Annotated in this window: 15 protein-coding genes; 13 read left to right on the forward strand and 2 right to left on the reverse strand. The window is 34.6% G+C overall.

Going from position 1 to position 12,650, the window contains the following annotated elements; genetic code table 11:
- Window positions 1-276: 276 nt before the first annotated feature.
- The 11 genes from alaS to D2K60_RS06145 all read left to right on the forward strand — a co-directional run bounded on the left by alaS (window position 277) and on the right by D2K60_RS06145 (window position 9,622).
- Complete coding sequence (gene alaS / locus D2K60_RS06095) at window positions 277-2,910, forward strand: alanine--tRNA ligase (RefSeq protein ID WP_117169147.1); 2,634 nt, start codon at window positions 277-279, stop codon at window positions 2,908-2,910.
- Between the two features lie 170 nt (window positions 2,911-3,080).
- Window positions 3,081-3,347, forward strand: a complete 267-nt coding sequence (locus D2K60_RS06100; RefSeq protein WP_112181434.1) for an IreB family regulatory phosphoprotein — start codon at window positions 3,081-3,083, stop codon at window positions 3,345-3,347.
- Between the two features lies 1 nt (window position 3,348).
- Window positions 3,349-3,765, forward strand: a complete 417-nt coding sequence (ruvX, locus tag D2K60_RS06105) for a Holliday junction resolvase RuvX (RefSeq protein WP_117169148.1) — start codon at window positions 3,349-3,351, stop codon at window positions 3,763-3,765.
- A gap of 14 nt (window positions 3,766-3,779) precedes the next feature.
- Window positions 3,780-4,070 (forward strand): DUF1292 domain-containing protein, encoded by a 291-nt coding sequence (locus D2K60_RS06110; protein WP_117169149.1) that lies wholly within the window; start codon window positions 3,780-3,782, stop codon window positions 4,068-4,070.
- A 159-nt stretch (window positions 4,071-4,229) separates the two neighbouring features.
- Window positions 4,230-5,435, forward strand: a complete 1,206-nt coding sequence (gene mltG / locus D2K60_RS06115; protein WP_117169150.1) for an endolytic transglycosylase MltG — start codon at window positions 4,230-4,232, stop codon at window positions 5,433-5,435.
- A 76-nt stretch (window positions 5,436-5,511) separates the two neighbouring features.
- Entirely contained in the window at window positions 5,512-6,171 is a 660-nt protein-coding gene (locus tag D2K60_RS06120) for an O-methyltransferase (RefSeq protein WP_117169151.1), read from the forward strand.
- A gap of 3 nt (window positions 6,172-6,174) precedes the next feature.
- Window positions 6,175-6,810 carry a uridine kinase gene (gene udk, locus D2K60_RS06125; RefSeq protein WP_117169152.1) on the forward strand — a complete coding sequence of 212 codons (636 nt, stop codon included), beginning with the start codon at window positions 6,175-6,177 and terminating at the stop codon, window positions 6,808-6,810.
- A 189-nt stretch (window positions 6,811-6,999) separates the two neighbouring features.
- A complete protein-coding gene (gene greA / locus D2K60_RS06130) occupies window positions 7,000-7,476 on the forward strand; it encodes a transcription elongation factor GreA (protein ID WP_117169153.1) in 477 nt (158 codons plus the stop codon).
- Between the two features lie 451 nt (window positions 7,477-7,927).
- On the forward strand, window positions 7,928-8,602 hold the full coding sequence (locus tag D2K60_RS06135) for a YrrS family protein (RefSeq protein ID WP_117169154.1): 675 nt from the start codon (window positions 7,928-7,930) through the stop codon (window positions 8,600-8,602).
- A 33-nt stretch (window positions 8,603-8,635) separates the two neighbouring features.
- The gene (gene mtnN, locus D2K60_RS06140; protein ID WP_117169155.1) at window positions 8,636-9,331 is read left to right on the forward strand and encodes a 5'-methylthioadenosine/S-adenosylhomocysteine nucleosidase; all 696 of its coding nucleotides are present in this window, start codon (window positions 8,636-8,638) and stop codon (window positions 9,329-9,331) included.
- Window positions 9,332-9,412: 81 nt separating this feature from the next.
- A complete protein-coding gene (locus D2K60_RS06145) occupies window positions 9,413-9,622 on the forward strand; it encodes a YrhC family protein (protein WP_162880723.1) in 210 nt (69 codons plus the stop codon).
- 25 nt (window positions 9,623-9,647) lie between these two features.
- Here the strand turns inward: D2K60_RS06145 and sigK are convergent, their stop codons facing one another.
- Both sigK and sda read right to left on the reverse strand, forming a co-directional pair.
- The gene (gene sigK, locus D2K60_RS06150; protein WP_117169157.1) at window positions 9,648-10,346 is read right to left on the reverse strand and encodes an RNA polymerase sporulation sigma factor SigK; all 699 of its coding nucleotides are present in this window, start codon (window positions 10,344-10,346) and stop codon (window positions 9,648-9,650) included.
- Between the two features lie 130 nt (window positions 10,347-10,476).
- A complete protein-coding gene (sda, locus tag D2K60_RS06155) occupies window positions 10,477-10,620 on the reverse strand; it encodes a sporulation histidine kinase inhibitor Sda (protein ID WP_117169158.1) in 144 nt (47 codons plus the stop codon).
- Window positions 10,621-11,005: 385 nt separating this feature from the next.
- Here sda and D2K60_RS06160 point away from each other — a divergent pair, with 385 nt between their 5' ends.
- Entirely contained in the window at window positions 11,006-11,521 is a 516-nt protein-coding gene (locus D2K60_RS06160) for a YqeG family HAD IIIA-type phosphatase (RefSeq protein WP_117169159.1), read from the forward strand.
- Window positions 11,518-12,636 carry a ribosome biogenesis GTPase YqeH gene (gene yqeH, locus D2K60_RS06165; RefSeq protein WP_117170338.1) on the forward strand — a complete coding sequence of 373 codons (1,119 nt, stop codon included), beginning with the start codon at window positions 11,518-11,520 and terminating at the stop codon, window positions 12,634-12,636. Before D2K60_RS06160 ends, yqeH begins: the two co-directional genes overlap by 4 nt.
- Window positions 12,637-12,650 lie beyond the last annotated feature (14 nt).

Below are 12,650 nucleotides of genomic sequence, written 5' to 3' on the forward strand. Positions count from 1 at the left end.
CGTAGAAGATCATTAGTATGTGGCAGACCCATTAAAAGAGAGGAATTTCCTTAGGCTGTAAGAAATTCTAAATGAAGGGCTACAGAAGCTAGTTCAGAGAGCAGTTAATACCTGTCGGTCACACACCGTTATCGTGCTCAAGATGATGAACGTATAGTAGTTCATAATCAGGGTGGTACCGCGATATTCAGCTCTCGTCCCTGCAATTTTTTTGCAGAGACGGGAGCTTTTAGTTTTTTTTTTAGGATACATAGTTAGCTCAAGGAGGTTATTTAATTGAAAACACTAACATCAGCACAAGTCAGACAATTGTTTTTAGATTTTTATGAAGAAAAAGGTCATACGGTGGAGCCTAGTGCATCACTAGTGCCTAAGGAAGATCCAACTTTATTATGGATTAATAGTGGCGTTGCAACATTGAAGAAATATTTTGATGGTCGAGTTATTCCAGATAACCCTAGAATTGTTAACGCACAAAAATCAATTCGGACAAATGATATTGAAAATGTTGGTTTTACAGCACGTCATCACACTTTCTTTGAAATGCTTGGTAACTTTTCAATCGGAAATTACTTTAAACAAGAAGCAATAGAATGGGCATGGGAATTTTTAACGAGTGATAAGTGGATTGGTTTTGATCCTGAAAAATTAGCAGTTACAGTGCACCCTGAAGATGATGAAGCATATGATCTATGGAAAAATAATATCAAACTACCAGAAGAACGTATTATTCGATTAGAAGAGAATTTTTGGGATATCGGTGAAGGTCCAAGTGGTCCTAACACGGAAATATTTTATGATCGTGGTGCAGCTTATGGTAATGATTCAACTGACCCAGAACTATATCCTGGTGGAGAGAATGATCGCTATTTAGAAATATGGAATCTTGTCTTTTCACAATTTAATCACAATCCAGATGATACGTATACACCTTTACCAAAGAAAAACATTGATACAGGTATGGGATTAGAACGTATGGTATGTGTCATTCAAGATGCACCAACTAATTTTGAAACGGATTTATTTTTACCTATTATCAAAAAAGTAGAACAACTGGCTACAGTTAAATATGGCAAAGATGAGTCTATGGATGTTGCCTATAAAGTTATTGCTGATCATATACGTACGGTTACATTTGCAATTGCTGACGGTGCATTACCTTCGAATGAAGGAAGAGGCTATGTATTGAGAAGATTGTTGCGCAGGGCAGTTCGTTTTGCGAAACAGATTGGCATAGAGAAACCATTTATGTATCAATTAGTTGGAACCGTTGGAGAAATTATGCAAGCATTTTACTCCAACGTACAAAGTAAACAAGCATTTATTGAAAATGTTGTAAAAACAGAAGAAGAGCGTTTTCATGAAACATTACATGAAGGTTTGGCAATTCTAGAGAATATTATTGAACTAGAGAAAGGACAAGGAAGCAAAGTCTTTCCTGGAACAGAAGTATTTAGATTGTATGACACATATGGATTTCCAAAAGAGTTAACAGAGGAATATGTAAATGAATTAGGATTTACCATTGATGAAGCAGGTTTTAAAGAAGAAATGGACAAGCAAAGAAGTCGTGCACGTAATGCAAGACAAAAAGTCGATTCGATGCAGGTACAAGATAGTGTATTTAGTGAACTTTCAGCAGAAAGTATTTTTGTTGGTTATGATCATCAAAAAGTAGACACTGTTATTTCAACTATCATCGAGAATAAAGAAGTTGTCACGCAATCAAGTGAGAAAGAAGTATATCTTCTGTTGGATCAAACGCCTTTTTATGCTGAAAGTGGTGGACAAATAGCAGATGTAGGTTGGCTTTATACGGAACAAGCAGAAGCAAAAGTGGAAGGTGTTCAAAAAGCTCCTAAAGGGCAACATTTACATCGAGTAACAGTTACAAAAGGTGTTTTAAGCAGTGGTGACATTGTTAAAGCGATTGTAGATAAACAATCGCGTTCGTCAATCATTAAAAATCATACGGCTACACACCTGTTACATCAGGCTTTAAAAGATGTTCTTGGTGACCATGTTAATCAAGCTGGATCATTAGTTGATACCGATCGTTTACGATTTGATTTTTCACATTTCAGTACAATAACAGATCAAGAAATCGAACAGATTGAAACGATTGTTAATCAAAAAATCTGGGATTCTATACCCGTCTCAATTAAGAGTTATCCAATTGCAGAGGCTAAAGAAATGGGTGCAATGGCCTTATTTGGCGAAAAATATGGTGATATCGTTCGAGTTGTGAAAATTGGTGACTTTAGCATAGAACTTTGTGGAGGAATACATGTCTTAAACACTTCTGAAATAGGTTTGTTTAAACTTACAACAGAAACAGGAATTGGAGCAGGCACACGAAGAATTGAAGCAACAACAGGAAAAGGTGCTTATTCGCATGTTACAAATCAACAACACCATCTTCAAGAAGCGGCTAGCTTATTGAAAGTTTCATTAGATCAAGTACCAAAACGGATTGATGGTTTATTTCAAGAAATTAAAGAGTTACAAAAGGATAAGGATTCTTTAAGTCAAAAGTTATCTAATATCGAGGCGGCATCTATTCTTGATGAAGTTGAACAAGTAAATGGCGTATCATACCTAGTTAAACAAGTGGATGTTTCAGATATCAATCAGTTACGTAGTATGGTAGACGAATTAAAACAAAAGCTTGATTCAGGTATCATATTGTTAGGCGCTGTAAATAATGGAAAAGTACAATTGGCAGCAGGTGTGACGAAGGATCTGATTGACCGTGGTTATCATGCTGGGAAGTTAATTAAAGAAACTGCAACTCGTTGTGGCGGAGGCGGAGGCGGTCGCCCTGACATGGCCCAGGCCGGAGGAAAGAATCCTGAGCAACTGAGTGAGGCATTGGTATATGCTAAACAATATATTTCTTCAATCGAATAGATTGTAATTTTTGGTATAAAAACGATATAATAGAGAAAAGATTAAACAAAGTATGGTATGATGTTTGTGTTTACAATAATATGTAATAGAAAGATTTATAGTGACTGTTTCATTTGAAGAAATGATTAGCTACAAAAAAATGGACACGATAAAAAGGCGGGGTGTTATGTATGGACTCAATGGATAAAACCATGAAATTCAATTTTTCAGAAGAACCCTTAGAAGAGAATGTTAACGAAGTATTATTTACTGTCTATGAGGCATTAAAAGAAAAAGGTTATAATCCAATTAATCAAATCGTTGGCTATTTACTTTCTGGCGATCCGGCGTACATTCCGAGGTATAAAGATGCACGTAATCTAATTAGAAGAATTGAAAGAGACGAACTAATTGAAGAATTAGTAAAGTACTACTTAGTTCAGCACAAAGAGGAGTAACATGAGAAAATTGGGATTAGATGTTGGTTCTAAAACGATCGGTATTGCAGTAAGTGACGCCTTTGGGTGGACAGCCCAAGGTATCACTACATTGTACTGGGATGAGTTAGATTTCAAAACAGTAGAAAAACAGCTTGCAGATCTTATTAAAGAACATAACATAACAGAAGTAATTGTCGGATTACCAAAAAATATGAATGGCTCAATAGGTGAACGTGGAGAAGCTTGTCAACGTTTAGCCTCTTTCATAGAAGAAACGTTTCAGTTAAAAACTTTTATGTGGGATGAACGTTTAACGACAATGGCAGCAGAACGTGTTTTAATTGAAGCTGATATGAGTAGAAAAAAAAGAAAAAAAGTAATTGATAAAATGGCTGCAGTCATGATTCTGCAAGGGTATTTAGACGCCCATCAATAATTGGAGGTATAAAAATGGCATTAGAAGAAAAAGAAAGAATTATAATTCCAGATGAGAAAGGTGAAGAACATTTATTTGAGGTGCTTTTCACGTTTGATGTTGAGGAGAACAAACAATCATATATAGCGGTAGTCCCAGTGAATGAAAATGATGATGATGCCGAAGATGAAGAAGTAGAAGTATTCGCTTTTCGTTATGAAGATAAAAATAATGAAGATGATCTGGCATTATTTCAAATCGAAAGTGATGAAGAATGGGAAATGGTTGAAGAAATGCTTAATACACTTACAGACGATGAGGAATAAGTTTCGATTTGTTAAGGTTAAGCTAGTAGTGTTAATATAATAAAAACAGAAGGAACAAGTTCCTTCTGTTTTTGTGTGTAGTGAACTTTATTTGAAAATAAAATGGAAATAGTGTAGTTATTTGTAGTATAATGTACCGGATGAAAGGGGGATTTGAAGATGTCCACATCTGATAACGAAGAGAAAAAGAAACACACATTAAAAGAAAATCAGCATACACAAGCAAACATAGATGAAGCATTAACAAAAGCTAATAAATCGCGCAGAGAGCGTTTTATTCAAAGATGTCAAGAAGCTAGTTTAGTAAGAAAGATTGTAGCAACGATACTTGTCTTAGTGATAATTTTCTTAGTTGTAGGAGGAATAACTGGATACATATACGTGAGGGATGGACTTGCGCCAGCAGACACAAGTGATGAAACAGTAAAATCTGTTGAGATTCCGTTAGGATCATCACCATCTCAAATAGCAAATGTATTAGAAGAAGAGGGTATTGTTAATAATGCATTAATTTATCGATTTTACGTAAAATTTAATAATGCTGCAGATTTCCAAGCTGGTGAATATCAGTTGTCTCCGTCTATGACATTAGCCCAAGTTACAGAGAAATTACAAACGGGTAATATCATGCAAGAGGCCGTTATTAATGTAACAATTCCAGAAGGTAAAAGTATTGATGAAATAGCAACATTATACGAAAAAAATGCTGGGGTTGATGCAGATGAATTTATTGAAAAAATGCAAGATGAAGATTATATTAGACAGCTAATACAAACATATCCATCGATTTTATCAGAAGATATATTAGACTCTGAAATTCGATATCCATTAGAGGGTTATTTATTTGCTGCAACATATCCATTTTATACAGAAGATCCTTCTATAGACAACATTATAAAAACAATGTTAGAAAAAACGGAACAAGTAGTACTAATGTATCAATCACAGATCAATGAAATGGAAGATTTTTCGATGCACGAAGTTATTACATTAGCATCACTAGTAGAGAAAGAAGCGCGTACAGAAGAAGAGCGTAAAAAAATTGCTGGAGTATTTTATAATCGTCTAGAAAAAGACATGAGGCTAGAAACAGATCCAACTGTCTTGTATGCATTAGGAACACATAAAGACCGTGTTTTATTTGAAGATTTGGAAGTCGAATCACCTTATAATACCTATCGGATAGATGGTTTACCTGTGGGACCTATTTCTAGTTTTGGTGAAAGCTCATTACAAGCAGTAATAGAACCTGAGGTCACAGATTTCTTATTCTTTGTAGCTGATCCAGACGGTGAAATTTATTATGCTGAAACATTTGAAAGACATAAAGAATTAGCAAAAGAACATTTAGACCGAGATCTATAGCTTTAAATGGCGTTAACTGCTTGAGGATTTCTCTAAGTTAGACTATTTTAGATGAGTAAAGGTGGATTTACATTAAATGGATTATGACACGGAGCAATATTTATCCAGTTTACTTGAACCAAAAACGGACTGGGTAAAAAAGCTAGAGATCTATGCTAGTGATAACCATGTTCCGATTATGGAACCTATGGGTATAGCTTTTTTAAAGCAAATCATTCGAATGAAAAAGCCCAGTAAAATACTTGAAATAGGTACAGCAATAGGATACTCTGCTTTGCAAATGGCAAGTGCATATCCTAGTACTACTATTGTTACCATAGAGCGAGATCTACCAAGATATCAAGAAGCAATTGGTAATATTTCAAACTATAGTGATACGAGAACAATTGATTTAGTATACGGTGATGCGCTTGAAATTAGTGGTGAAATAGAAGAAAAAGGAAAGTTTGATCTCTTATTTATCGATGCGGCGAAAGGGCAATATCAACGGTTTTTCGAATTGTATGCGCCTTTTTTAAATCAAGATGGCATTATTATATCTGACAATGTTTTATTTAAAGGAATGGTTGCTAGTGAGAGCAGTCAAAATAAAAGACAACAACGTATTGCAACAAAAATTCGAAGTTATAATGAATGGTTAGTTAACATGCCAACTTACCATACTACAATTGTTCCTATTGGTGATGGAATTGCAATAACAACAAAAAAACAACAAGATATTAAAGGGGATAGTTAAGGTATGAATAATGAAAAACCTATCGTAATAGGTGTAGCGGGTGGATCTGGTTCTGGAAAAACATCTGTAACCCGTTCGATTTGCAAACGTTTTGCGGATAAGACGATTTTAGTTATTGAGCAAGATTATTATTATAAGGATCAATCGCATCTACCCTTTGAAGAACGTTTAGAAACAAATTATGATCACCCACTTGCATTTGATAATGATCTTCTAATCAAACATTTACAACAATTATTAAAACATAATGCTGTGGACAAGCCGATTTACGATTATAAACAACATACGCGTTCTGATCAAGTAGTTTCAGTTGAATCTAAAGAAGTAATTATTTTAGAAGGAATACTTATCTTAGAAGATCCTCGATTATTAGATTTAATGGATATAAAAGTATATGTTGATACCGATGCTGATGTACGAATTATAAGAAGAATGCTCCGTGACATAAAAGAACGTGGTCGTACGATAGATTCTGTCATCGATCAGTATATTAATGTAGTCAGACCGATGCATTTGCAATTTGTTGAACCAACAAAACGCTATGCAGACATTATTATTCCAGAGGGTGGCGAGAATCTTGTTGCGATTGATTTAATGGCGACCAAGATACAAACGATATTGGCTCGTAAGATCGATTAAATTAACCTCTTTAAAAGTTTCATAAGAAATGTATTGAAATATTGCAAAAAATCTGCCATAGTATTGGTTAGTAGTTTTTATTAAACGTTTACTTACGTGTTAAGTTGACATATTCAAGCTACTTGAAGAATAAATATCAATAAGTAATTTGCTATTTAAAAAGGTTTGGAATTAAAAGGAGTGTTTAGAATGGCTGTAGAGAAAAGCTATTATATGACGCAAGAGGGAAAAGAGAAATTAGAAAACGAATTACAAGTGTTAAAAACAGAAAAACGTCAAGAAATTGTTGAACGAATAAAAGAAGCGCGCGATTTTGGAGATCTTTCTGAAAACTCTGAGTATGATGCAGCAAAAGATGAGCAAGCTTTTGTAGAAGCACGTATCGGACATGTTGAGAATATGATTCGACATGCTGTGATTATAGAAAATGATAACCAAAATCCAAATGTTGTTTCACTAGGAAAGACGGTTACGTTTCAAGAATTACCAAATGGTGATGAAGAGACATATACAATTGTTGGTAGTGCTGAGGCTGATCCATTTGAAGGTAAAATATCAAATGATTCACCAATAGCTAAAAGTCTGCTAGGGCATGAAATCGGCGAATCATTAGCTGTTTCTACACCTGCTGGCGATATGAAAGTGAAAATAATAAGCGTTAAATAAGCGAACGACATAATGAATAAGATTTAAGGTCTAGAAGAATAAATAAAAATGTTTCATGCTACTTATTGGCGTGAAACATTTTTTGATAATGGCTTTTTTCGCAAACATTTTTGCATATCAATATACGTAATCGAGAGAAACTCTGTCGTGAGTGTCTTACAACTTTAGACACGCTATGGTAGCAAATGGTCTCCCTTTCCGTGGGCACAACCTAGCTATGCTTTAATTACAAATAATAGAGCATTTTACACATTTTTTTAATTCACGGACTAAAACTAGCGGATCAAGCGAAAGTTCTGTTAGATGCCCATTTATATAAAGATCGTTAAGACAGTGTCCATGGTAATTAAGTCATAACCAACAATCTTTTAGAAAACAGCCGTTTAAAATGGGATTTGATTGCATCACTAGAACATAGTATTAATATAAGGTAAAAAGGGGAGGAACCTACATGTCAGAAGATTTGGATCAATACAGTCGCTTAAATAGATTTGAGAAAAGACGTAAAAATACAAAATGGTTGTCCTATCTTGCTATATTAGGTGTAGTACTCACTATAAGTTTTATTGCGATTATTGTGTTTTCTGGTGGGGATGATAATAATCCAGAAGATACAGTAGCGGATGCAGAGACAACTGAAGATAATGTAACTTCTGAAGCAGATACACAAGAAGCGGCACAAGATCAAGAAGATGAGGAAGCAACCGCTACTGAGCCTGATACTTCAGAGGAAGACCAAATGGAACTAGACGCCGATGTAACAGAAGATGTTAAATTGGAAGAAATAGAATCAGATGGGGAGAATGTGATAAATGCATTTACAGGCAATTGGCAACCCATTCCGACTAATCAAGAAGAACCACATGAAATTGTCTGGGAGAAAAATTCTGAGGATTGGGAAGAAATGATGGCTGCAGCTGGATTAGCCACTGGTCTAACAACTGAGGATATGATTTATTTATGGGTCGCAGGAAATGGTGAACAACAGGTGATTGCAACCTTTTCAAATAGTGAAGAGTCTGAACATTATCGTGTCTTTATAGCGTGGATTGAAAATCAAGGTTGGAAACCAATGCAAGTAGAAGTATTAAACGAAAATGACCAAAAGTATCGTTTTACAAGTTAGAATTAATAGGTACTATCGAAGGAGTGATTGAATATGGTTATAGGGATTATAGGAGCAATGGATCAAGAAATAGATTTATTAAAAAACAGTATGACGATTGTTGAAAAAGAAGAAAAGATAGCAAATTGTTTATTTATTAAAGGTACGCTTGAAGGGAAAAGTGTTGTTGTTCTCCAATCTGGAATAGGAAAAGTGAATGCAGCGATGGCAACGACAATATTACATGAACGCTATCAACCAACCCACATTATAAATACGGGGTCTGCTGGTGGCTTTGATACAGATTTGGATGTTGGTGATCTAGTAATTGGGAATGAGGTAACACACCACGATGTTGACGTTACAGCATTCCAATATGCATATGGACAAGTACCTGGTTTACCAGCAACCTACCATGCTGATCGTTTTTTAATAGAGAAAGTTGAAAAAGCAATGAAACAAATTAGTCATGTAAAAGGTAAACGAGGTCTAATTGGAACAGGAGATTCCTTTATGCAAGATCCAATACGTGTTGGATTGGTTAGAGAAAAATTTCCTTTGTTGATTGCGGCTGAAATGGAAGCAGCAGCGATTGCACAAGTATGTTTCCAATATGATACGCCTTTCGTAATAATAAGAGCTTTATCTGATATTGCCGGTAAAGAATCAGCTGTATCATTTGATGCGTTTTTGGAAAAAGCAGCAAAACACGCTTCGCAATTAATAATGGAAGTTGTTCGAGATATCTAATCATTCCCATGAATTACTAGGCCTTCTACCGCCAAATGCATGTTATTATCAACGTACATTATAGGTGAAGGAGAGACCAAAATGGGGAATGATACAAAAATTATAGATTTTCAACGGTTTTTATTTATTTTACTAATTCTTAGTAGTTATCTATATGCAGGTCTCGTAATAGAGGCATATGTACGACAACAAACAGATCACTTAACATTCTTAAGCATTTTAATTCTTGTATGCTTAGGTGGTGCTTTGTGGTTTCAAATTCTAATTGTGAAAGCTAGGAATGAACAGTAAAAATAGCACTCATATGAGTGCTATTTTACCTTTCCTTTTTATAATATTCATGGAAAACTTTCATTAACGCGCGTTTTTCAATTCGCGATACATAACTTCGTGATATATTTAATTTCTTAGCAATTTCTCTTTGCGTTAATTCATCTTCTTTACTTAAACCATAGCGACTTGTAATAACTTGCTTTTCTCGATTATCTAATATATTTAAGTATTGTTGAATTTTAGCGACTTCCATGTTTAATTGTATAAATTCTACAATATCATCATTTTCAGCTTGTAATATATCAATCAAACTGATCTCATTACCTTCTTTATCTTGCCCGATTGGATCCTGTAATGAAACGTCCTTTTTAGTCTTTTTCAATGCTCTTAAATGCATCAAGATTTCATTTTCAATACAACGTGCAGCATAGGTTGCTAACTTAGTGCCCTTATCCATTGAGAAACTTTCTACTCCCTTAATCAATCCAATGGTACCAATTGAAATTAAATCCTCATTATCCTCACCTGTATTTTCAAATTTCTTAACAATGTGTGCTACCAAACGTAAATTATGTTCGATTAGCATGTTTCTTGCATCTTCATCTCCTTCAAGCATTTTTTTGATTTGAATGGCTTCTTCTTTAGAGTTTAGTGGTTGTGGGAAAGCGTGGTTTTTTACATAAGATACAAAAAAAAGTGCATCCTTCATTATTAAAGCAAGCGCACTTAAAATCGTTGACAAGTATATGCACCTCCATAGCGTTTGGGCTTCTGCCTATATCTTAATCTATGAAGGAAGCATTATAATAGTGTCTGTCCTATATAAATTGCCTACTTAATAATGTAGAATAAGTAAATGTATGTTCTACTTATTAATTGGCAAAGTAATGAATGTAATTAGCGAGTGATCTACGTTCAATTTCTTGCTCAATTAAGCGTATAAATTCTGGACTTAGGTTTAATTCATATGCCTTATAATACGACTCAATTAATAAATCATCTGATAGGTGTTTCATCTTTAGCCCCTCCTAAAGTATTGGATATCCAATATTAAGTCGATTTTTGTATTTCATGAGGAAGAAGTTTAATAATACTTTAACAAATTAAAATGCTTGGTACAAGCGGATAGTTATCTACATAGCCTGTAGATAACTTGTTAGCAATGTGAGAAAAACGTTGAAAAAAGTTGGATTCTAGCTATTTAGTGTGTGCATAAAGTTATCCACAGTTGAAAAAAAGACATTAATTTGTCGAACGATTTATGGGGATTTAAGGGGTTGGAAAGCATATACATATAATTTTATTGCGATTTTCCTAGAATAGTTTTGAAAGAACGTGATAAATTGTTTATGATGAGTAAGTGGAATAGAAAGGTAAATGTAAATTGAGGTGGCAAATAACGTGTTAAAAAATTTTTTACCAAATCAACATGTACAAAATATTTTTGAAATAACTCCAGCCTTACTAAAAGAAAAAGGGATTTCCGGTATTATTACAGATTTAGATAATACCTTAGTGGCTTGGGATGTAGCAGATGCAACACCTGAAATTATCAAGTGGTTTCAAGGAATGGAAGAGAATGATATTAACGTAATGATTATTTCAAATAATAAGGAAGAAAGAGTTCGGATATTTTCTGAGCCTTTAAAAAGACCATTTGTATATAGTGCCAGAAAGCCTATGAAACGTGCTTTTAAAAAAGCTGCCAAGCAGTTAGGTTTGAAAAAAGAAGAAGTTGTGGTAATTGGCGATCAGTTAATGACTGATATACTGGGTGGGAATAGTGCAGGTTTTTATACAATTCTTGTTGTTCCTATTGTGGAAACGGATGGTATGTTAACACGTATTAATCGACAAATGGAACGAAGAATATTAAGTTGGATGCGAAAGAAAGGGATGGTCTCGTGGAAGGAATAGATACAGAACAATTAGATAATGTTTGTCAAGGGTGTGGTGCGCCAATTCAAACTATAAATGAGAACGAAGCGGGTTATGTTCCGCAGTCCGCTTTGGAAAATGATACGATAGTTTGCAAACGTTGCTTCAGGTTGAAACACTATAATGAAGTACAAGACGTTTCGTATACGGATCAAGACTTTGTAGATATGATAAGTCAAATTAGTAAAACAAAAGGATTAATTGTTAAACTGGTTGACGTATTCGACTTTAATGGAAGTTTTATTAAAAGTCTGCAACGTTTGACAGGTGATAATCCGATTATTTTAATAGGAAATAAAGTTGATCTACTACCAAAATCGACTAATATTAGTAAGTTAAGACAATGGATGAAGAAGTCAGCTGCAGATTTGGGACTTGTCGTGCAGGATGTATTTTTAATTTCAGCTTCATCAGGGCAAGGGATGGAACAAGTTAAAAATGCAATTGAATCATACCGAAAAAAACAAGATGTATATGTGGTTGGTAGTACAAATGTTGGGAAATCAACATTTATCAATCGACTAATAAATGAGTCAACTGGTACGAAAGATGCAATAACAACCTCGTATTTTCCTGGGACAACGCTTGGTTTTATTGAAATCCCTTTAGATGATTCAACAGCGTTGTATGACACGCCTGGTGTAATCAATAGAAAACAGCTATCACATTATATGTCTGAATCGGATCTAAAGACAATTACACCAACTAAAGAAATTAAGCCGCGCGTTTATCAGTTAAAAGAAGGACAAACACTATATGTAGGTGGGCTAGCACGATTTGATTTTGTAAAGGGAGAGAAGCAATCATTTGTCTGTTATTTCGCGAACCAATTAACAATTCATCGGACAAAATTAGATAACGCAGATAACCTTTATGAAAAACATCTAGGAGAAATGTTAACACCACCAAGTAAAGAAAGCGTAGAAGAATATCCGCCTTTAAAAGAGCAATCTTTTAAAGTGAAAGATAATAAAACGGATATTGTTTTTCCTGGATTAGGTTGGATTACAGTTACGGGAAATGGAAGTCATGCAACCATAAGTGCACATTCCCCAGACATCATGCCTGTTTCACGTAGAGAGGCACTTATATAGACATTTAGCTTGAA

The sequence above is a fragment of the Paraliobacillus sediminis genome, assembly GCF_003426055.1.